This is a genomic window from Amycolatopsis sp. NPDC004079, assembly GCF_040610415.1.
In the GTDB taxonomy this organism is placed as follows: Bacteria; Actinomycetota; Actinomycetes; order Mycobacteriales; family Pseudonocardiaceae; genus Amycolatopsis; species Amycolatopsis halotolerans.
In genome coordinates this window covers 147,323-166,479 of the sequence record NZ_JBEXMH010000008.1, presented here as the reverse complement: position 1 = coordinate 166,479, position 19,157 = coordinate 147,323, and the positions used below count along the sequence as shown (strand labels likewise).

Below are 19,157 nucleotides of genomic sequence, written 5' to 3'. Positions count from 1 at the left end.
CCGCCAACCCAGCACGTGTGGCGCGCAACGGAACCTACTGCGCAGCGGCAGCGATCAACGCCTCCAGCCCCGAAGCCTGAGTCCGCCAATCCACCGCGTTCGACGCACCGCCGGCCCACCGCTCACCGATCCGGTTCAGCGAGTCCCGATCCCGCGACCACACCGAATCCGCTTGCTGTCGCACGAAATCCTGATACACCGAGGACCCGGTAGCCGAGGCGAGATCACCGAAGTACCGCATGAAAATGCCCTTGAACTGCTTCTGATTGTCATCGCACGAACCGGTATCGCACGATTCCACCAGCACTCCACCCGAGGTGAGGCCAGTCATCGCCGCATCCGCCAGCCGACGGGCGGCGTCCATATAGGACTGATCGCCGGTCGCCCGCCAGAGCTCGGTGAAGCCGCCGATGGCCAGGCCCTGGTTGTAGGTCCAGACGGTCTGGCCGTTGTTCGCGCACCCCGAGGTGAGGCCGTCGTTGACCAGGCCAGCCGAGTTGATCAGACCGCTCCGCAGGTACCACTCCCCAGCTTCACGAGCGCGGGCCAGCCATTCGGTGTCACCGTCCAGGCGGCGGTGCAGGGCAGCGGCGAGGCGGAGGTAGAGACCGCTGGTGACGGCGTTCTTGTACGTCCGTTCCCGATCCCACCACACTCCCCCGCCACAGGTGCCGGGATCCCAGAAACCGTGTACATAGTCGGCGATTTTCGTGGCTTCGGCGAGATAGCGCGCATCGTGCGTACGGTCGTACGCCGCGAGCCACGCCAGGCCCCACCACGCGGTGTCGTCGACGGCCCGGCTGATGAAGTCGCCGTCGATCGGGTCGGAACTGCGTGCTCCGGCGGGGAAGGCGGAGCGGTTCACGTCGAAGACCCGCGCCAGGACCGGATCCAGGCCGGAGACTCCGGAATCCGCCAGTGCGGTCACCGCGACCGCCGAGTTCCACCAGCTCGACGGCCACCAGGCGCGGTAAACGTCTTGGGACCACAGCAAAGCGTCGACACCAGCGGCGACCCGAGACTGAGCTGGACGTGCCCACGCGGTGCAGGCGCCCTCCTGATGCGCGGATTCCCGGCCGCACGCCCGAACGGCACCGCCGTTCATCCGTCCGCGTGGATCTCGAGCGGCGAAGGTCGCGGTCTGTGTCGCGGTCGCACCGGAGGGGACGCTCGTGCGGCCGAGCGACGAGCCGTCCGGCCAGGTCGCGCCCGCGTCCCACGAACGGTCCAGCCAGATCTCGTCGCCGGGGCCGCCGGAATCGATGCTGGCCCAGGCCATGCCGCGGTCGTCGAAGTGCAGTCGGACGGAGCGGCCGAAGATTGTCGCGGGTGCCACCGGCTGGTTGTCGCCGGCACCAGGCGCCGAACCGTCGCAGGCGGTGTCGCAGACGGTCGGGTAGATCCAGGCTGTGCACGCGACCGCTTGCGCGTCGCCGCAGGCACGGAGCAAGCCGCGGCGGTGGCCGACGGGATCGGCGAGGTTGTACATGAGCGTGCGGGTGCCGGTCCAGGTGTCCGGAATGCTCGCTTTGCCCAGCAGACCGTCCCAGGTGGCGCCGCCGTCCCAGGACCGGTCGAGCCAGACCGCGTCGCCGGTGCGGCCGTTGTCGATGCTGGCCCAGGCCATCCCGTCGGAGTCGGCGACGTGCAGTCGCAGCACCCGGCCATTGATATCCTTGTCCGGCAAGGGAGACGTCTCTTGCGCGGCCCGCGACGGATCGAGCGTGTCACAGGAAAGCGCGCACACGGCGGCGGCCGCGCGCGGGACGGTCAACGAGGCGAACACGAGCAGCACTACGAGCACGGTCCGCATGGACTCGTCCCCTCGCCTGGGTGAATTTCCGCCCAGGATAAGAACTCGCGCGGGCGCCGGTGAAGGGCCGCGCGCGGTTCTGTCCCGTTCCGGACAGCCGGGTTAACCCGATCAGCCGCCGCTGCCCTGGCGCCGTCCGACCGAACGGCCGATGAAGTACCCGAGGATCAGCCCGACGATCAGGCCGATCGCGACGAAGAAAATGATGGTGGCGGCCGCGATCTTGCCGACCGTGCCGAGGAATCCCTTGGCCTCGAGATCGGTCGCGATCGCAACGGACTGGGTGAGTGCGTAGTGGGTCATGCCTCCCAGGATGGCACCGGGCCGCGCGCGCCGCCGAGACGACGCGCGGGAGCGCGGCGTTGACGAAGCTCACCGGCCCGCGCCGCTACAAGACCTCGGCGATCCGGTAAGCGACCCCGCCGTCCACCAGATAGCCCGACCCCACGCCGACGACGTCGTTGAGCCACGCGTACTGCTCCGCCCCGGTTTCGAACAGCGGATTCGTCCGGAAGTACGCGCCCGAGGCGGTACGGCGGCCGCGGTAGGTCAGGTGCAGCAACGCGCCGTCGTGGGTGCGCAGCGCGAGCCGGACGTCCAGCGTCATCGTCCCGTCCGGCCGGAACACCGCCCAGTCGCCGCCGCCCGGAAGCACTTCGCCGTGCAGCCGCGGCCCGTGGAAGGTTCCGCCGGCGGAAGCGAAAAACACCCGCCCGTCCCCGAATTCCACCCGCGGGCTCAGGTCCACGACCACGTCGAACAAGTACCGGGTGGCGACCTCGCCGACGTCGCGCACCCGCGCGTCGAGGTTCATGCCGCGACTCCGAACAGGGTGCGCCGGACCGCGTCCGTCGAGACGCCCGACTGCGCGCACAACTCCGCCAGGTCGAAGAAGAACCGTTCGCCCGCGATGAGCCGATCCTGGAACGAGAACTGGATGACCACCGGCAGCTCGGCCCTGGCGCCGCCGGGACGGACGCCGAACCGCTCCCCGGTCATCGTCATCCGCGCGGTTCCCCAGCAGACCAGGGTCTCGTCGTTCGCCGCGTGGCCGTGCAGCGCGACCTCGTAGTCCGGGAACGACGCGAAGAACCGGGTCAGCGCCCGCTCGTTCTCCGCGAGCCCGCGCGCTTTCGTGCCGAAGGCCGGCGTCTCCAGCAGCATCCCGGGGTGCATCAGCCGAAGCGCGGCGGGCACGTCCCGGCGGCTCTTCGCCACGGCCAGCCCGCGGGCCAGCCCAACCATCCATGAGTCGGTCATGAACTAAACATACGGTCGTACGTATTTATTGACAAGGGCCTGTGGCAGGATGCTTCCGGTGAGCGAAGGCGAACAGGACGGGCGGTTGCTGCGCGGGGCACGATCCCGGCAGACGGTCGTCCGGCACGCGGTCGACGTCGCGTCGGCGGACGGGCTCGACGGCCTGAGTTTCGGCAGGCTCGCCACCGACCTCGGGATCAGCAAGGCGGGCATCCAAACCCTGTTCGGCACGAAGGAAAACCTTCAGCTCGCAGTCATCGAGGGCGCGCGCGAACTCTTCGCCGAGGCCGTGCTCCGCCCCGCCGCGGACCAGCCGCCGGGCATCGCGCGACTGACCGCGTTGATCGAGCGGTGGCTCGATTACGCCGGGAAACCGCTCTTCCCGGGCGGTTGTTTCTGGGCGGCGAATCTCCCGGTCTTCGACAGCAAACCGGGCCCGGTGCGGGATCTTCTCGCGCGCCAGCAGCAAGCCTGGCGCGACCTGCTCGCCGGGGAACTGCGGCACATCGCGGAAATCGACGCCGAGAGCACCGCTTTCCAGATCGACGCGGTGCTCACCGCCGCGAATATCGCACTGCGGCTCGGCGACCACGCTGCCGCGGACACCGCCCGCCGCACCGTCGAGCGACTCCTCCCGGAACGGACGGCCGGCTAGGGATTCGCGCCCCGGACAAGCAATTCCGCCACCGCGCGCGCAGCCGCCTCGACGTCGTCGCCGACGGCCGCGGGCAACGCGCGCTGCAGCCACAGCGTCGCGAACCCGTGCACGAGCGACCAGGCCGCCGCGCCGGCGACCACCGGATCGACGCTTCCGTCCCGGAAGCCGGCGATCGCCCAGTCGAGCGCCTGGTTGCTGCGCTCCTGCGCGGCCCGCAGGTCCGGATCGTCGGCGCGGAGCAGCTCCGGGCGGAACATGACCTCGAAGTGCGCCCGGTGCTCGACCGCGAACGACACGTACGCGACCCCGGCATCGAGCAGGTCCGACGACGGCGGCAGCTCCTCGAGGGTGTCCGCGAGCAGGTCGAACCCCTGCGCGGCGACTGCGGTGAGCAGCCCGGACCGGTCGCCGAAATGGTGCGCCGGGGCGGCGTGCGAAACCCCGACCCGGCGGGCCAGGTCGCGCAGGTTGACCGCGGCCGGACCGGAGTCGCCGAGCACCTCGACAGCCGCGGTCAGCACCGCCTGCCGCAGATCGCCGTGATGGTAACGACGGGCCATGCCCTCGAGTATGCCACCGACTTGTCAGTGACTAGTTTCAACGCCGAACCCCGGAGAACCGCCCGGCGGTGCGTCCGGATCTCGTGGCGATGGTGCGGCCGGACAGCGGAATCCTCGCCCGGTCGCCGCTCCGGATCGTTCGGGTTCCCGCAGTCACCGGTCGAGGTCTTCCAGCCAGCGCCCTGCCGCGAGGGAGCGGCGTGAGCACCCGGTCCGCCCTAGCGTGCCGTGCCCGCGCACCGGCACGATGGGCACGTGAGCGAACGCCGAGGGGGACGTCGAATGCTGTCCGGGCCGGGTGCGTCGTCGTGAGCCGGAAGCGGCGGGACCGGCCGCAGGTGTCCATCCGGGTCCGGCAGATCTGGGAGGTCGTCACGACCTCGGTGGCGCTGCTCGCCGGGGTGTACCTGATCCTCGTCACGATCGAACCGACCCGGATGGTGATCGAGCGCTACGTCGGACGCCTCGAGCTGTCCGGGCTCGTCGCGTTGATCGGGGTGATGCTGGAGGTCACCACCATCGCCGTCTACCAGCTGGGCCGCGAGGTCCGGGGCCTGCGGACCCGGCTGGCCGGCGTCGAGCGCGAGGCCGTCGCGCATTCGCTCACCGAGGTGCTCTCGTCGCTGGAGAACGCCGCGACCGGACGGCGGCAGCGTCGACTCGAGGTGCTCGGCCTGACGTTGAACACCGTCTGGCCGGTGCTCGCCACCTGGCTCACCTCGCACGACCGGCCCACCGGCTGGCGCATCACGCTGCTGTGCCTCGACCCGGCCTTCATCGACCGGGCGGGCGAGCTTCCCGGGGAGTGGGCCGCGGAGGCCCGGCGCAGCACGGCGAGGATCCGGTCGTTCCTCGAACAGGAGGCCGAGGACCTGCGCCGGCGAGGGATCGTCGTCGAACTGAAGTCCTACGGCTGCGTGCCCGTCGTGCACGGCTTCCGCTTCGGCGACGGCACCGTGTTCGCCTCCTACCTGCAATGGACCGAAAGCGACCGGATCCGGCCCTTCGAGTTCTACGACCGGTTGTCACCGGATGACCGGTCGCCGCGCACCGCGCACTACCGCGACCTCTTCGACAGTTGGTTCACCCGCGCCGCCACGGTTCGCGGCGTGTCGGACGCGGGCGCACCAGGCAAAGAAACCCCGGTGACCTGACCACCGTGCAGACGCTCAGCGGACGAACTCGAAAACCTGCTTCTGAATCCCGTTCGAATAGGTTTCGCTTTCGACCAGCTTCAGCGGCTGCTTCGCCTTGTCCGTCTCGCTGAACAGCCGCTTCCCGGCGCCGAGCAAAACCGGGAAGACCAGCAAGTTCAGCCGGTCGACCAGCCCGGCGTCGGTCAGCTCGCGGACCAGCGTCGCGCTGCCGTTGACGATGATCGGACCGCCTTCGGTTTCCTTCAAAGCGGCGACCTCGTCGAGCGAGCGGAGAATGGTCGTTTCGCCCCAGTTCGTCACGAGGTCCTCGTCGCGCAGCGTGGTTGACACGACGTACTTCGGCATCACCTTGTAGTGCGGGAATTCCTCGGTCATGTCCGGCCACACCGGCGAGAACGCCTCGTAGCTGACGCGGCCGAGCAGCAGCGCGGCCGCCTCCTCCTGCTCGGCGCCCTTGAGCGCGTAGGCGGCGGGGTCGAACTCGATGTCCTTGAACGTCCAGCCCGCGTTCCGGTAGCCGGCCTCGCCGCCGGGGGCTTCGACGACGCCGTCGAGGGACACGAACGCGGTGGCGATGAGGGTGCGCATGGGATCAGCTCCTGGTTCGGGATGGTGCCTGTTCACCTAAGCGTCGAACGGAGCCGACCCGATCAGACACGCCACCCGGAACCCGGGCTATGACCTGGATCACACCGCGGTGTGCCAGGCGTCGTACCCGTAGATCGCGTCCGCGGCGGCCGAGCTGGCTCCGCTCTGCTTGAGCCAGCTGTTGTTCCGCGAGGCCAGCTGCACCTCGCGCGTCCGGTCCAGCCGGGCCGCCTGGTACGCCTTCAGCGCGACGTCGGTGTTCGGGTACGCCGCCAGCGCCCGCGACAGCACCACGCTGTCCTCAATGGCCATTCCCGCCCCCTGCGCCATGAACGGCATCATCGGGTGGCACGCGTCGCCCAGCAGCGTTACGGGGCCGGACGACCAGGTCGGCAGCGGATCGCGGACGTACAGCGCGGACTGCAGCACCGAATCGCACGCCTCCAGCAACGCGCGAGCCTCGGGGTGGAAGCCGCGGTACGCCTCGCGCAGTTCGTCGACGTCGCCCGGGGTGGTCCAGGATTCGTGCCGCCACTGGCTTTGCCGGGTCGTGGCGAAGACGAACACGTCCTCGCCGCGGTTGAGCGGGAAAACCACCAGTTGCGTGTCCGGATCCGGGCCCCACCACTTGGTGAAGGAGTCCAGGTTCGGCACGTCCACCGAACCCGCGGGCAGCACCGCGCGGTACGCGACGACGCCGGTGAACTCCGGGTGTTCCGCCCCGAACAACGCGGTGCGGACAGCGGAGTGGATGCCGTCAGCGCCGATCACGACGTCCGCGGAAGCCGCCGAAGAACCGAAGTCCAGCGCGACCGAGTCCGTTGTGGACAGTCCGGTCAGCTTGTGTCCCAAGCGGACCACGCCGTCCGGCAGCGCGCGTTCCAACGCGGCCAGCAGGTCCGCGCGGTGCATCGTGAGCTGCGGCGAACCGTAACGGCGTTCGGCCTCGTCGCCCATCGGCAGCCGCGAGGTCTCCTCGCCGGTGTCCCAGGTGCGGCTGATCCGGTACTTCGGCCGCGCCGCGGTTTCGCGCAGTTCGTCGCCGACCCCGAGGCCGTCGAGGGCGCGGACGGCGTTGGGCGTCAGGTTGATGTCCGCGCCGACGCGGCCGAACCCGCCCGCCTGTTCGTGCACGACCGGCGAGAATCCGGCCTTCCGCAGGGCGACAGCGGCGGCCAGGCCGCCGATTCCGCCGCCGACGATCGCGATTTCCGGCACAGCGAAAGCTCCTTTTAGACAGTTTTCGAGACAGCGAGGTCAAGCAGGTCGTGGCCCACGACGACCGGGCCGGAATAGTGCGAGCGGACCCGCCGGAGCCAGCCCTCGTCGTCGAGGCGGGCGGGGTCGGCGGGGCCGAGGTGCGACAGCGCGACCCGGCGAGCCCCGGCCGCCGCCGCGACCCGGCCGACGTCCGCTGGGGACGTGTGCGAGGCGGCGAGGAAGTCCAGCAGTTTCGGCGAATAGCCGATGCTGCGGTAGTAATCGGGCTCCATCGCTTCGTGGACCAGCAAATCGGCGCCTGCGGCCAGCTCGCCGACCGCGTCGCTGCGGGCGGTGTCGCCGGAGAAGGCGACCACGCCGTGTTCGGTCTCGAACCGGTAGCCCAGCGCCAGGTGCAGCGGCGGATGCGGGACGGCCCGAGCCGTCACGCGCACCCGATCGTCCTCGTGCACAACGGTTTCCCCCACCACCGAGACGTCGGTGGCGCGGATCAGGCCGGCCAGCCGCGGCCGGTCGCTGGTCCGCTGCCGCACCGCGACGTCCTGTCCGAACGCGGCGAGATTGCCCGCGATCAGCCCCGCCGTGCCCGCGGCGGGCGGCCCGGGGTCGGTCGGGTCCGGGCCGGGGCCGTAGACCGGAACCGGATCGACGACGCCCTGATTCGCCGGTCCCCAGCCGAGCAGGAAAAGCGTGAACAGCTCGGCGACGTGATCGGAATGCAGGTGCGTCACGAACACCGCGGCCAGATCGCGCAGGGACAGCCCGGCGGCGACGTACTTGCCGAGCGTCCCGTAGCCCGCGTCGACCAGGTAGACGCGCCCGCCGACCACCACCGCGTTCGCGCAGCCCTGCCGGCCCGGCGCCGGGTACGGCCCGGCCGCCGTGCCGAGCAGGACCACGCGGAGCGGGTCCGTCACGGCGAAACCTCTTCGAGCGTGCGGCCCTTGGTCTCCTCGGCGAAGAACCCGGCGACCAGCGCGCCGACGAAGCAGATCCCGCCGAGCACCAGGAACACCGAGGCGAGCCCGCTGCCTCCCGCGTACAGCGCGCCGACCAGGATCGGGCCGAGGATCAGGCCGAACCGGTTCATGACGCCGCCGAGGCTGACGCCCAGCGCGCGGCTGCGCGTCGGGTACAGCTCCGGCGTGTACAGGTACAGGCAGACGTTCACCGCGAAGTTGAACATCGCCGCGAGCGAGGACCACACCAGCAGCTGCAACGGAGTCCCGGCGCCGAGCGCGCCGAGCACGACCAGCATCGCGGTCGTCCCGCCGAGTCCCGCGGCCAGCACGACCCGGCGGCCGAGCTTGTCCACCACCAGCGCGGCGATCAGGCAGCCGACGAGACCGGCGACCGACGTGGCCGTGCTGTACCAGAGCGCCTGGCCGATCGAGAGGTGGAACGAGCCCTTGTACAGCGTCGGCAGCCACGAGGTGATGCCGTAGTTGGCGAGGTAGCCGACGAACCAGATCGTCCACACCATCAGCGTGCGCCGTCGGTAGCGACCGGCGAAGAGGTCGCGGAACGAACTGCGTTTCGTGGGCACTGGCGCCGGTGCCGGTGCCGCAGCGGCCTCGGCGGGCGGGGGCAGCGGACGGCCAAGGGATTCCTCGACCCGGCGTTCGATCAACGCCATCGTCTGCTCGGCCTTCTCGGTGTGCCCGTGCGCGGCGAGCCAGCGCGGCGACTCCGGGATCCGCAGCTGCAGCAGCACCGCGGCCAGACCCGGGACGGCGGCCAGCGCGAACAGCGGACGCCAGCCCCAGTGCGGGATGACCCACGCCGCGACCAGCGCGCCCACCGCGAGACCGGCCGGGAAGACGATCTCGTACATCAAGACAAAACGGCCGCGACGGCGAGCCCGGCTGATCTCCGCGATGTAGGCGGCGGCGGTCGGCACTTCACCGCCGATCGCGAGACCCTGCACGAACCGCAGGATCAGGAACGGCAGCAGCGCGGTGCACAACGTCATCGCCAGGCTGCACAGCGCCGTGACGGCGACGCACAGCGTGATCACCTTGACGCGGCCGATCCGGTCGGCGGCCCAGCCGGACGCCAGCGCGCCGAGCAGCATGCCGATGGAGCCGATGGTCAGCGTCGCGGTGCTGGACGCGGTCGTCATGTGCCATTCGCGGCCGATGACCGGCAGGGTGTAGGCGATCAGCAGCTGGTCGAACGCCTCGAAGAACGTGACGATGCCGATGATCAGGCGGATCGAGACCTGCCATCGCGACATCGGGAGCCGTTCCAGCCGGGCGGCGATGTCCCGCTGGGTCACCTCGGGGGTGGCGGCGATACTCATGGGCCCTCCTCGGAGCCGGAGCGTACAATCGATCGTAGGGGGTTCAGGCGGCCGGAAATCAAGACGGCTCTGGGCAGCTGCCGTCGCGGCCGGGCAAGGAGCGGGGTTCGCGCCCCAATGTGGCATTGGGTGCATGTGACGCACCGAATGCCACATTGGGTGCGTCTGACGCACCCAATGCCACATTGGGGCGGGCTTCGTCACGGACCTGAGGGCGTTGAGTCCGGCACCGCGGCGTCCAGGAACCGGACCAGGTCGTCCGCGGCGGACGGTCCGGCGGGCAGCACGAGCCGATCGGGCGCGTGCGGGTCGAATCCGGGCGTACCGGGCCACGGTGGCGGCTCGGGTCCGAGGGCGGCGGCGATGTCGACGCCGGCCAGTTCGGCGAGGTGGGCGGCGGAGCCGAAACCGGCGGCGGCCACGCGGTGGCGCGGCATTCCCAGCCGGGCACCGAGGTAGCCGAGCGCGCCGGCAAGGTCGGCTTCGAGGTCCGAAAGCGCGAGTGCGGCGAACGCGGCCCCCGCCTTGCCCGGACCGAAGGTGTGGCCGCCGGTCTCGTAGTAGAACAGCGGCGCGACGGTGACGTAACCGCAGCTCGCGAGCGTGCGGCAGGTGTTCTCGACGGGTTCGTCGAGCCCGGCGGCCCCGTGCAGCACGAGCACCGCGCCGCGCACGCGGCCGGGCGGATGCCGCACCAGCAGCGGCGCGGACGTCCGCACCACCCGGCGGCGGCGGTTCGCGGGTCCGTGCCCGTGCTGGTGGACTTCGGCAGCTTCGATGGTGCCTCCCACGTCTTGTCTCCTCAGCTCTCCGGAACCGGGACCGGCGGCACGAACGGCCGCGGCGTCGCGGGCAGGGCGGTCACGTCCACCTCGATCACGAACGGCCCCTGCTGGGCCACCGCCTTCGCCAGCGCGTCGGCGAACTGGCCCGGCTTCGACACCAATGCGTGCGGCAGGTCCAGCGACTGCGCCATGCGCGCGAAGTCCGGCGTGTACAGGTCGACGCCGGCGCGCTGGCCGCGGTGGTGGTCCTGCATGTTGCGCAGCACGCCGTATCCGCCGTCGTTGAACACGACCAGCGCGAGCCACGGCCGTTCCTGCGCCAGCGTGCACAGTTCGCCGAGATGCACCGCGAGGCCGCCGTCGCCGACCATCACCACGGCCGGCGCGTCCGGCGTCGCGAGCGCCGCCCCGATGCCAGTGGCGAGACCCTGTCCGATGCCGCCGCCGACCGGGAACACGTTGGTGCGTGGGTCGTGGATGTCCAGCAGGCGGTTGCCCCACTGGCTGGACGGGATGGTCACGTCGCGGGCTATCACGGACTCGGACGGGAGGCCGTCGCGCAGTGCGGCGCAGATCTCCGCGTACGGGCCGATCGCCTCGTTCAGGTTGTCCCGCACGGCTTTCCGGGTCTCGACGACGCGGTCGCGCCAGCCCGGCTCGGTGCTGGCTTCCACAGTGGACAATGCGCTCAGCACCGCCGCCGCATCGCCTTGCACTCCGACGGTCGCCGGGTAGACGCGGCCCAGCGCGTCGGCGTCGACGTCGATCTGCAGGTGCCGTTCGGGCAGCGCCAAGTGGTAGTGCTTGGTTTCGTTCGAGCGGAAGTGCGTGCCGACCGAGACGAGCAGGTCCGCATCCGCGAGGAGTTGCGCGGCCGACTCGTGCGCGGCGAAGTTCCCGACGACCAGTTCGTGGTTCTCCGGCACCGTGCCGCGGCCAGAGTTGCTGGTGAACACCGCCGCGCCGAGCCGTTCCGCGAGCACCCTCACCTCGTCACGCGCACCGGTCGCGCCTCCCCCGAGCCAGAACACCGGACGGCGTGCGGCGGCGAGCAATTCGGCGGCTTCCGCGAGCGCAGCGGCGTCAGGCGACGGGATCAGGGTCGGCTCCAGCGAGCCAGGACGGAACTCGTGCCGCGAGTACTGCAGATCGATCGGCCATTCGACGCTCGCCGGGCCGCTCGGCACCGACAGCGCGTGCCGGATCGCCGTGCGCAGGGTGTCCTCGGCGGTCTCGACCGACGTGATCGTGGCCGCGTGCTTGGAGATCGCGGTCAGCATGCCTATCTGATCGCGGGTCTCGTGGATGACGCCGCGTCCGCTGCCGAGGAATTCGGAGTCGATCTGGCCGGTCACGTGCAGCACGCGACTGCCCGCCGTGAGCGCCTCCACCAGCGCGCCCGCCGCGTTGCCCGCGCCGGTGCCGGTGCTGGTGATCGCGACGCCGAGGCCGCCGCTGGCCCGGGCGTACCCGTCGGCGGCGTTCACCGCGGCCGCCTCGTGCCGCACCGGCACGAACCGCAGATGCTGCGAAACCGCTTCCACCAGCGGCAGATTGTGCACACTCACCACGCCGAAGGCGGTGTCCACTCCGGCTTCGGACAGCAGGCGAACGAGAAGCTCGCCTCCGTGACCGTGATTCATGGGTCCGTCCCTTCTAGACATAACGAGCGATGCCGCCGCCGACGTCGATCGTCGCGCCGGTCACGTAGGAGGCACGCGGCGAAAGCAGCGTGACGATAGGGAAAGCGACCTCTTCCGCGGTGCCGAGCCTGCCCAGCGGGATCCCGCGATCCGCGGCCAGTTCCGCCGACCAGTCCACAAAGGACAACACACTGCCGGAAGCCTCGTACCGGCGTCGCCACTGTCCGGTGTCGACCAGACCGAGGCAGACGGAGTTGACCCGTACACCGTCCTCGGCCAGTTCGGTCGCGAGTGTCGTGGAGAGATTGAGCAACGCCGCCCTCGCCGCTGACGTTGCCGCCAATCGCGGTTCGGGCTGGCGGGCGAGGATCGCGTTCACATTGACCACAGCCGGATTCGCCGCTTCGCGCAGCCACGGCAGCGCGGCCCGGACGACGTGCAGCACCGAGAAGATCTTGAGCTGCAGCTCTTCCCGCCACTGGTCGTCGGTGGTCTCGGCGAGCCGTGCCATCAGCGACCGACCGGCGTTGTTCACGATCCCGGCCAGTCCGCCCAGCTCGCGCGCGGCGTCGGCGACGAAGGTCTCCACCTGCGCCTCGTCCAGCACGTCGCAGGACGCCGGGTACAGCCGGGCACCCTCGGCGCGGGGCAGATCGGCGAGAGCCTTCTCCAGCCGGACGCCGTCTCGGGCACAGGCGGCGACGTGCGCGCCCTCGGCCAGCAGCGCGGCGGCGGTCGCGAGCCCGACGCCGGAGCTGGCCCCGGTGACGAGCACCGCGCGGCCCTTCAATCCCAAATCCACGGGTTTTCCCTTCAGCTGCAGACGAATCCGCCGTCGACCACGAGGGTCTGGCCAGTGATGTAGGAGGCCGCGTCGGACAGCAGGAACGCCACCGAACCGACCACGTCCTCCGGCTGTTGCGGCCGGGGCAGCGCGCGGTTCATCGCGTACAGGTCGCGCCGCTCCTGCGGAATGCCCGCGGTGGCCTCGACCTCGGTCAGCCCGGGCGCGACCGCGTTGACGGTCACGCCGTCCGGACCGCCGTCACGGGCCATCGCGCGGGTCATCGCGATCACCGCGCCCTTGGAGGCCACGTACTGAACCAGGCGCGGCGAGCCGTACAGCGCGGCGTCGGACGCGAGGTTCACGATGCGTCCGCCCGTCTGCGCGAGCTGCGGATACAGCGCGCGGGCGACGAGCCACGGGCCGCGTGCGTTGACGGTCATCAACATGTCCCACGCTTCGACGTCCAGCTCCGCGAAATGCTTGCCGCCCACGCCGTCCGCCATTGCCGCGTTGTTCACCAAGCCGTGCAGCGGCCCGAGTTTCGCGACCGCGTCCGCCAAAGCCGCGACGGAGTCCGGATCCGCGACATCTGTGTCGATCCGGTGTGCCTCAACGCCTTCCGCGTGCAACCGGGCGACGCCGTCGGCCGCCCGATCAGGAGACCGTTCGGCGACGACGACGCGACCGCCTTGACGGCCGATCTCGCGGGCGATCGCCCAGCCGAGCCCGCGGCCAGCGCCGGTGACGACATACAGCCGGCCCTTCATCGCGCCACCGCCGCGTCCACTTCGGACAGAAAGCCCAGGACCTCGGTGGAAAACCGGCGCGGAGACTCCTGATTGGCCGCGTGCCCGCCGGGGAGTATTTCCAGCCGCGCGCCCGGGATCGACGCGGCCAGCCGTCGTGCTTCGGCGACGCCGGTCACCTGGTCGTGCTCGCCGACGAGCACCAGCGTCGGCACCGAAATCCGCGACAGCCGCGGGCCGTGATCCGTCTCGGCCATCGATTCCGCGGCCGAGGTATACCCGGGCAACCGGATCCCCGCCATGATGTCCTCGACCCGTTGTACCACCGCGGGATCCGCGCCGGGCGCGAGCAACCGAGGCGCGCGTCGGCGGGCGAATTCCGCCGCACCGACCCGGTTGAGCTCGCTCGGCCGGGCCCGCATCACGGCTGCCCGCTCGGAGTCGATGCCGGACCCGCGCGTCGAATCGGCCAGCACCAGCGACCGCACGACCTCCGGGTACTCCAGCGCCACGCGGGTCGCGATCACGCCTCCCCACGAGACGCCCACCAGATGCGCGGGCGCCGCGTCCAGCGAGGTCAGCAGACGGCCGACGAGCGCCGCGTATCCGGCCATGCCCAGCGGCTTTTCCGGGTCGGCCGAACCGCCGTAGCCCGGTGCGTCCCAAGCCAGTACGCGGTGTTTCGGTGCCAGACCAGCCAACTGCGCGTCGAATGACGCACTCGAGCCGCCGATGCCGTGCAGCAACAGCACCGGACTGCCGTCGCCAGCGGTCCGGACCTGCACACCGTCCACAATGGATGTCACCGGAACACCGCCCTCGGCGTCGCCAACGCTTCCAGCGCGGACAGCACCGCGTACGGCACGACCTGGCTCGACGTCGGCGTCTGCGGCGACGGCCGGTTCTTGATTTCGAACCGGTACTCCCCCGCCGGGCCGACCGCGGTGATCACGTGCGAGGTCAGCGGCGCGGCCGGATCGGCGATCACCGCCGCCTCCACGACGTCCCAATCCCGCACGGCCAACGCCACCGACGCAGCCACGTTCGCCGACTTCGGGAACGCCGCGGTGATCTCCCGCGCGGGCCCGCGCCGCAGCTCGACCGGCGCGGTCGCCTGCCGCAGCGCTTCCGCTTCTTCCGCCGACATCCACGGCTGGACCAGCGAAGACGCCTTCTTCGTCGTCTCGATGACCACCCGCTCGAACTGCCCGAGCAGCGCCGCCGAACGCAGCAGGTCAAGCCCGCCGATCGCCCCGGTCGACAAATGGACCGCACCCGGCCCGGCCGCGAGCAGCTTCTCCAGCAACCCGTCCGCCGCCAGCGCGCCGACCGAAACCACCAGCAGATCGCACCCCGCCGACAGCACCTGCGGCCCGGCGTCCGTCAAAGCTCGCTGGCCCGCGGCCTCGACCACCAAGTCCGAAGCGGACAGCAGCTCCGGCAACGCGCACATCGGCAGCCCCGCCGGGGAAAGCGCCGGATCGACAACTCCGGCCAGCTCCGCGCCCGGCACCAGCCCGTCGCGCAGAGCTTCCGCGACGACCGAGCCGATCGACCCAGCGCCCAGCACTCCCACCTTCACGACTGCCACCACGCCGAGTAGCCCGGATCCGGCACGCCGCGCATGTGCGAGCGGACGTCCTTCGACGGCGGGCCCGCGGTGCCCCACAGGTCGGAAAGCTCCGGCGTGCGCCGCCACACCCGGCACAGCCAAGCGTCTTCCTCGACCTGCGCGACCTCGGAGGTGTATTCGCAGACGAGCCCGGCGGGGTCGGCGAAGTAGCCGAAGGTGTTGCTGCCGGGACCGTGCCGACCAGGACCCCACAGCGGCGTGACGCCGTTGTGCTTCAGCCGGCCGATGCCGCGCATGAAGTGGTCGATCGAGTTCATCTCGTACGCGATGTGGTTCACCGACGCGAATTCGGCCTGGTTGAACGCGATCACGTGGTGGTCGGCGTTGCAGCGCAGGAACGCCATCTGGTGCTCGGACCAGTCGGAGATCCGCATGCCCAGCACCCGCGTGTAGAACTCGCAGGCCGCGTCGATGTCGACCGTGTTGAGCACGACGTGCGCCAGTTTCCGCGGCACCGCGGCGCGCCCGTACGGATCGCCCGGGACGACGGCGTCGACCTCAGCGGACAGCTCCACCAGACGACCCTCCGGGTCGGCGAAGCGCAGGCCGTACCCGCCGCCGACCTGGTCGAGCTTGCCGGGTTCGGTGACCAGCGGAACGCCGTGCGCGGCCAGCCGGGCGGCGGCCGCGTCGACCTCGCGCGGAGTGGCGACGGCGAACGCGATCTTGCCGAGTGCGTTCTGGTCGGCCTGTTCGAGCTGGAGCACGTGGTGCTCGTCGCCCGAACCGCGCAGCCACACGGCGCCGCGGTCGGCTTCGACCTGCTGCAGCCCCCAGACTTCGCGGTAGAACTCGCCGGAATCGGCGCACTGCGTCGAACGCAGCGTCACCGCGCGCAGGGCGCGGAGCCGTGCGATGGGTTCGGCGGACATGGGGCCTCCTGAAACTTCAGCGGGTCGGGGCGGGCACGGGCGCGGCCGGAGCCGGTGCGGCGGGCGGAGCGGCGAGCGCGGCGGCCTGGCGGCGGGCTTCCGAACGCAGCAGGCGGCGCATCCGGACGAGCGCGATGTCGTGCTGGTACAGGTTTTCCCGGTCCCACGCGTCGAGCGGCATCGCCTCGGCCATCTCGCGGTCCTGCTCCAGCACCGCCCAGTGCCGGGCTTCGAGCCGGTTGCGGTAGAGGACGCGCCAGCTGTCGCGTTCCCAGCCGGAAACCTTGCGGCAGCGCCAAAAGAAGGCCGCGTGCTGGGTCTCGTTGATCGCGCACAGCGCGGCGACGATGGTGAACGCGCCGCCCGGGCCCGCGGTTTCCGGGTACGGGATGTCGAGGGTGACCCACTGCGCGCCCGCGTCGGTGAGCTGGACCCAGTCGAAGTTCACGCCGCGCTGGTCGGTCTTCTCGAAGACGAACCCGTCGTCGATCGCGCGGATCTGGAAGACGGCCTCGCGCTTGCCGCCGAACATGGTGTGGCTGTTGCGGTGCAGGAACGCGCCGTGCATCGGGTCGAGCAGGTTGTCCAGGGAGTAGCCGTAAGGCGCGTCCCATTCGACGTAGCAGAGGAAGTTGTCCCATTCCCCGCCCGCGATCGGGTCCGGCACCTGCAGCGGCGTCGGCTCGGCGGACTCGTCCAGGCCGAACCAGGCGAAGACCGCACCGGCGTGCTCCTGCGCGGGGAACGTCCGCAGCGCGGGACGGCCCTCCAGCGCACAGCCCGGACTGCCGGGCACCGACACGACGACACCGTCGCCGTCCACCTGCACGCCGTGGTAGTTGCAGGCGACCCGGTCGCCCATGTGCACGCCGAGCGAAAGCCGCGCGCCGCGGTGCGGGCAGCGGTCTTCCTGAACGTGCACGACGCCAGCGGAGTCGCGCCAGAGCAGCAACTGCTCGCCGGCCCGCTCGATGCGGGTCAGCTCGCCGCGTTTGACGGTGCCGGACGGGCACAGCGGGTACCAGCGGTCGCGCAGGCCCAGCGCCAGCAGCTCTTCGGCGGTTCTGGTCGCCATCACGCCTCCCCTGCCAGCCGGGCGAGCTCGGCGGCGAACGTCTCTTCGGTCCAGTCGGAGCCGTCCGCCGGGCGCAGGCCGCCCGCGTTGAGCGCGGAGACCACGCCGGGCAGGTCGTGCACGCCCCGGCCGTAGACGGCTTCCAGCTCGTCGGCCAGCGCGTTCTCGTAGCTCGTTGGCGGGGCGGTGCGGCTCTGCACCGGCCGCAGCTGCAGCGGCATCGGGCGTTCCCTTCGGTTCGTGGTGGTCAGGCGGCGGCGGAGGGGGCGAGCGCGGCTTGCCCGGCGGCGGTGAGCACCGCAGGCACCCGCAGCCCCGGTCCGCGCGGAGCGGCCGGTTCGGGGACGAGCAGGCCGGCCAGCTGGTGCCCGAGGGTCGGGTCGCAGCAGGCGAGGCCGTCGACGTAGAGGTGCGGTTCGCGGCTGCACGTCATCTCCACGTGCCCCGCGGCGGCGGCGCGCAGCACGGCGAGCTGCCGGTGGGTGTGTCCGGCCACGGCCGGCTCCTAAAGATCCAGAACGAGTTCGGCGGACCGGCACCGCGACACGCACAGCATCATGGTTCCGGCGATCGCTTTCTCGTCGTCGTCGAGCACGAAATCGCGGTGGTCCGGCTCGCCGGAGAGCACCTTCGTTTCACAAGTCCCGCACACGCCCTCGCGGCACGAGGTCGGCACGGAAATCCCGGTGCGCCCCAGCGCGTCCACAATGGACTCGTCGGCGGCCACCGAAACCCTGGTCCCGGAACCGGCGCACACGACGTCGAATCCCGTTCCCGGCGCGGCTGCCGGAGCCTCGGGGGCCCGGAAGCGTTCGACCCGCAAAGCCGCCGTCTCCGGCAACGCCGCCTCGACCGCGCGGAGCAACGGTTCGGGGCCACAGCAGTGCACGACCGTGCCCGGAGCGAGCCCGGCGAGCCTGGCGGCCAGGTCGGGCGGACCGCCGTGCTCGTCGTCGGCGTGCACTTCCAGCCGGTCCCCGCCGAGCCCGGAAAGCTCGTCCAGGAAAGCCATCCCGGCGCGCGACCGTCCACAGTAGAGCATGGACCACGGCGCGGAGTCATTGGCGAGTTTCCGTGCCATCGCGAGGATCGGGGTGACGCCGATGCCGCCGGCGATGAGCAGGTGCTCCGGAGCGTCGTGCAGTTCGAAGGTGTTGCGCGGACCCTCGACGGGGAGGACGCTCCCCGCGGTGAGCCGCTCGTGCACCCAGGCACTGCCGCCGCGCGAGGATTCCTCCCGCAGCACCGCGACCGTCCACGCGTGCGTGTCGGCCGGGTCGCCGCAGAGGGAGTACTCGCGCACCAGCCCGTTCGGCAGGTGCAGGGAAAGGTGCGCTCCCGGCTCCCAGCCGGGCAGCGGCTTGCCTTCCGGGTCGCGCAGTTCCACCTGCGTGACCCGGTCGGCCAGCCACGTCGTCCGGTGCACCCGCAGCATCGTCGGCATCGCGGTCTCTTCTCAGCGAGTGACGCCGTGCATCGGCGAGGTGGGCGGGTAGGTCGGCAGCTGCGGCTTCTGCGCGCCGATGATGACGCAGAACAGCGCGTCGGTGTCGCCGGCGTTGCGCAGGCTGCGCGGCACCCCGGCGGGCACGCGGATCAGGTCGCGGTAGCCGAGCACGCGGGTGGCGGTCTTGGTGCCGTCCTCGACGTCGTGCACGGTCACCTCCAGCGTGCCTTCGAGGACGAAGAACGCCTCTTCCACGTCGTGGTGGGTGTGCTCCGGGCCGATCGCGCCGACCGGAAGCCGCATGTTGGAGAAGGTGAAGTGCTCCGAGGGCAGCTGGCGGGCGTCGCCGTCGTGGTTGCCGGTCGCGCCGGAGCCGATGTAGCGGATCTGCGCGCGGCGGAACTCGTCGCCCTTCGCGGCGGCCTGGAAGCCGAGGGTGTCCCAGTCCTCGTACCGCGTCTCGCGAGCGGCGACGCACGAGTCGATGAGCTCCTCGAGGGGCTGGTGCTTGCTTTCGGTGGTGGTCATCGCGGGGCAACTCCTCCGGTGGTCCTCGGCGGGCTCGCCGCCGAATGCCTTAGGTCTAAGAGATTTACTGGTAAGGGTTGTA

The 19,157-nt window shown here is 70.9% G+C and carries 23 protein-coding genes; 2 read left to right on the top strand and 21 right to left on the bottom strand.

All coding sequences use genetic code 11. From position 1 onward, the window contains the following. Positions 1-34: 34 nt before the first annotated feature. From ABZX37_RS11855 to ABZX37_RS11840, 4 genes are all read right to left on the bottom strand, one after another. Entirely contained in the window at positions 35-1,813 is a 1,779-nt protein-coding gene (locus ABZX37_RS11855) for a glycoside hydrolase family 76 protein (RefSeq protein ID WP_354738565.1), read from the bottom strand. A 111-nt stretch (positions 1,814-1,924) separates the two neighbouring features. Further along, positions 1,925-2,116: a hypothetical protein gene (locus ABZX37_RS11850; RefSeq protein WP_354738563.1), complete on the bottom strand. Its 192-nt coding sequence runs from the start codon at positions 2,114-2,116 to the stop codon at positions 1,925-1,927. Between the two features lie 85 nt (positions 2,117-2,201). Further along, positions 2,202-2,627, bottom strand: coding sequence for a DUF3237 domain-containing protein (locus ABZX37_RS11845; RefSeq protein ID WP_354738561.1), 426 nt, complete (start codon positions 2,625-2,627; stop codon positions 2,202-2,204). Next, positions 2,624-3,073, bottom strand: a complete 450-nt coding sequence (locus ABZX37_RS11840; protein WP_354738559.1) for an ester cyclase — start codon at positions 3,071-3,073, stop codon at positions 2,624-2,626. The genes ABZX37_RS11845 and ABZX37_RS11840 overlap by 4 nt, the downstream gene beginning before the upstream one ends. Positions 3,074-3,131: 58 nt before the next feature. Between ABZX37_RS11840 and ABZX37_RS11835 the strand changes: the two genes are divergently transcribed. Next, positions 3,132-3,728 carry a TetR/AcrR family transcriptional regulator gene (locus ABZX37_RS11835; RefSeq protein WP_354738557.1) on the top strand — a complete coding sequence of 199 codons (597 nt, stop codon included), beginning with the start codon at positions 3,132-3,134 and terminating at the stop codon, positions 3,726-3,728. Here ABZX37_RS11835 and ABZX37_RS11830 read toward each other — a convergent pair. Continuing rightward, positions 3,725-4,291: a TetR/AcrR family transcriptional regulator gene (locus ABZX37_RS11830; RefSeq protein WP_354738555.1), complete on the bottom strand. Its 567-nt coding sequence runs from the start codon at positions 4,289-4,291 to the stop codon at positions 3,725-3,727. The two genes, ABZX37_RS11835 and ABZX37_RS11830, sit on opposite strands and share 4 nt — an antisense overlap. A gap of 308 nt (positions 4,292-4,599) precedes the next feature. On the opposite strand from ABZX37_RS11830, the gene ABZX37_RS11825 reads away from it, so the two are divergent. Continuing rightward, positions 4,600-5,445, top strand: a complete 846-nt coding sequence (locus tag ABZX37_RS11825) for a hypothetical protein (RefSeq protein ID WP_354738554.1) — start codon at positions 4,600-4,602, stop codon at positions 5,443-5,445. A gap of 15 nt (positions 5,446-5,460) precedes the next feature. On the opposite strand, the gene ABZX37_RS11820 is transcribed toward ABZX37_RS11825, so the two are convergent. From ABZX37_RS11820 to ABZX37_RS11745, 16 genes are all read right to left on the bottom strand, one after another. Beyond that, a complete protein-coding gene (locus ABZX37_RS11820) occupies positions 5,461-6,036 on the bottom strand; it encodes a dihydrofolate reductase family protein (protein ID WP_354738552.1) in 576 nt (191 codons plus the stop codon). Positions 6,037-6,135: 99 nt separating this feature from the next. Further along, entirely contained in the window at positions 6,136-7,254 is a 1,119-nt protein-coding gene (locus tag ABZX37_RS11815; RefSeq protein ID WP_354738550.1) for an FAD-dependent monooxygenase, read from the bottom strand. A gap of 14 nt (positions 7,255-7,268) precedes the next feature. Further along, a complete protein-coding gene (locus ABZX37_RS11810; RefSeq protein ID WP_354738548.1) occupies positions 7,269-8,174 on the bottom strand; it encodes an MBL fold metallo-hydrolase in 906 nt (301 codons plus the stop codon). Further along, positions 8,171-9,559 (bottom strand): MFS transporter, encoded by a 1,389-nt coding sequence (locus tag ABZX37_RS11805; RefSeq protein ID WP_354738546.1) that lies wholly within the window; start codon positions 9,557-9,559, stop codon positions 8,171-8,173. The genes ABZX37_RS11810 and ABZX37_RS11805 overlap by 4 nt, the downstream gene beginning before the upstream one ends. A 200-nt stretch (positions 9,560-9,759) precedes the next feature. Next, positions 9,760-10,350: a dienelactone hydrolase family protein gene (locus tag ABZX37_RS11800; protein ID WP_354738544.1), complete on the bottom strand. Its 591-nt coding sequence runs from the start codon at positions 10,348-10,350 to the stop codon at positions 9,760-9,762. Positions 10,351-10,361: 11 nt separating this feature from the next. After that, the gene (locus tag ABZX37_RS11795) at positions 10,362-11,987 is read right to left on the bottom strand and encodes a thiamine pyrophosphate-binding protein (RefSeq protein ID WP_354738542.1); all 1,626 of its coding nucleotides are present in this window, start codon (positions 11,985-11,987) and stop codon (positions 10,362-10,364) included. 13 nt (positions 11,988-12,000) lie between these two features. Next, positions 12,001-12,789, bottom strand: coding sequence for an SDR family oxidoreductase (locus tag ABZX37_RS11790; protein WP_354738540.1), 789 nt, complete (start codon positions 12,787-12,789; stop codon positions 12,001-12,003). 11 nt (positions 12,790-12,800) lie between these two features. Further along, positions 12,801-13,541 (bottom strand): 3-oxoacyl-ACP reductase family protein, encoded by a 741-nt coding sequence (locus ABZX37_RS11785; RefSeq protein WP_354738538.1) that lies wholly within the window; start codon positions 13,539-13,541, stop codon positions 12,801-12,803. After that, positions 13,538-14,326 carry an alpha/beta fold hydrolase gene (locus ABZX37_RS11780; RefSeq protein WP_354738536.1) on the bottom strand — a complete coding sequence of 263 codons (789 nt, stop codon included), beginning with the start codon at positions 14,324-14,326 and terminating at the stop codon, positions 13,538-13,540. Before ABZX37_RS11780 ends, ABZX37_RS11785 begins: the two co-directional genes overlap by 4 nt. Further along, positions 14,323-15,102, bottom strand: coding sequence for an aspartate dehydrogenase domain-containing protein (locus ABZX37_RS11775; protein ID WP_354738534.1), 780 nt, complete (start codon positions 15,100-15,102; stop codon positions 14,323-14,325). The genes ABZX37_RS11780 and ABZX37_RS11775 overlap by 4 nt, the downstream gene beginning before the upstream one ends. Continuing rightward, positions 15,099-16,025 carry a VOC family protein gene (locus tag ABZX37_RS11770; protein ID WP_354738532.1) on the bottom strand — a complete coding sequence of 309 codons (927 nt, stop codon included), beginning with the start codon at positions 16,023-16,025 and terminating at the stop codon, positions 15,099-15,101. Before ABZX37_RS11770 ends, ABZX37_RS11775 begins: the two co-directional genes overlap by 4 nt. A 16-nt stretch (positions 16,026-16,041) precedes the next feature. After that, complete coding sequence (locus ABZX37_RS11765; RefSeq protein WP_354738530.1) at positions 16,042-17,100, bottom strand: Rieske 2Fe-2S domain-containing protein; 1,059 nt, start codon at positions 17,098-17,100, stop codon at positions 16,042-16,044. Beyond that, positions 17,100-17,321, bottom strand: a complete 222-nt coding sequence (locus tag ABZX37_RS11760) for a recombinase-like helix-turn-helix domain-containing protein (RefSeq protein ID WP_009076039.1) — start codon at positions 17,319-17,321, stop codon at positions 17,100-17,102. Before ABZX37_RS11760 ends, ABZX37_RS11765 begins: the two co-directional genes overlap by 1 nt. A gap of 26 nt (positions 17,322-17,347) precedes the next feature. After that, positions 17,348-17,596 carry a hypothetical protein gene (locus tag ABZX37_RS11755; RefSeq protein WP_354738528.1) on the bottom strand — a complete coding sequence of 83 codons (249 nt, stop codon included), beginning with the start codon at positions 17,594-17,596 and terminating at the stop codon, positions 17,348-17,350. A gap of 9 nt (positions 17,597-17,605) precedes the next feature. Continuing rightward, a complete protein-coding gene (locus tag ABZX37_RS11750) occupies positions 17,606-18,544 on the bottom strand; it encodes a PDR/VanB family oxidoreductase (RefSeq protein WP_354738527.1) in 939 nt (312 codons plus the stop codon). Between the two features lie 12 nt (positions 18,545-18,556). Further along, positions 18,557-19,075 (bottom strand): cupin domain-containing protein, encoded by a 519-nt coding sequence (locus ABZX37_RS11745; protein ID WP_354738526.1) that lies wholly within the window; start codon positions 19,073-19,075, stop codon positions 18,557-18,559. Positions 19,076-19,157 lie beyond the last annotated feature (82 nt).

Excerpts from the sequence above, each read along its gene's own strand:
- ABZX37_RS11785 (WP_354738538.1), bottom strand. The coding sequence starts at position 13,541 with ATGAAGGGCCGGCTGTATGTCGTCACCGGCGCTGGCCGCGGGCTCGGC.
- ABZX37_RS11765 (WP_354738530.1), bottom strand. The coding sequence starts at position 17,100 with ATGGCGACCAGAACCGCCGAAGAGCTGCTGGCGCTGGGCCTGCGCGAC.
- ABZX37_RS11820 (WP_354738552.1), bottom strand. The coding sequence starts at position 6,036 with ATGCGCACCCTCATCGCCACCGCGTTCGTGTCCCTCGACGGCGTCGTC.
- ABZX37_RS11795 (WP_354738542.1), bottom strand. The coding sequence starts at position 11,987 with ATGAATCACGGTCACGGAGGCGAGCTTCTCGTTCGCCTGCTGTCCGAA.
- ABZX37_RS11855 (WP_354738565.1), bottom strand. The coding sequence starts at position 1,813 with ATGCGGACCGTGCTCGTAGTGCTGCTCGTGTTCGCCTCGTTGACCGTC.
- ABZX37_RS11845 (WP_354738561.1), bottom strand. The coding sequence starts at position 2,627 with ATGAACCTCGACGCGCGGGTGCGCGACGTCGGCGAGGTCGCCACCCGG.
- ABZX37_RS11745 (WP_354738526.1), bottom strand. The coding sequence starts at position 19,075 with ATGACCACCACCGAAAGCAAGCACCAGCCCCTCGAGGAGCTCATCGAC.
- ABZX37_RS11770 (WP_354738532.1), bottom strand. The coding sequence starts at position 16,025 with ATGTCCGCCGAACCCATCGCACGGCTCCGCGCCCTGCGCGCGGTGACG.
- ABZX37_RS11840 (WP_354738559.1), bottom strand. The coding sequence starts at position 3,073 with ATGACCGACTCATGGATGGTTGGGCTGGCCCGCGGGCTGGCCGTGGCG.
- ABZX37_RS11830 (WP_354738555.1), bottom strand. The coding sequence starts at position 4,291 with ATGGCCCGTCGTTACCATCACGGCGATCTGCGGCAGGCGGTGCTGACC.
- ABZX37_RS11805 (WP_354738546.1), bottom strand. The coding sequence starts at position 9,559 with ATGAGTATCGCCGCCACCCCCGAGGTGACCCAGCGGGACATCGCCGCC.
- ABZX37_RS11760 (WP_009076039.1), bottom strand. The coding sequence starts at position 17,321 with ATGCCGCTGCAGCTGCGGCCGGTGCAGAGCCGCACCGCCCCGCCAACG.
- ABZX37_RS11750 (WP_354738527.1), bottom strand. The coding sequence starts at position 18,544 with ATGCCGACGATGCTGCGGGTGCACCGGACGACGTGGCTGGCCGACCGG.
- ABZX37_RS11850 (WP_354738563.1), bottom strand. The coding sequence starts at position 2,116 with ATGACCCACTACGCACTCACCCAGTCCGTTGCGATCGCGACCGATCTC.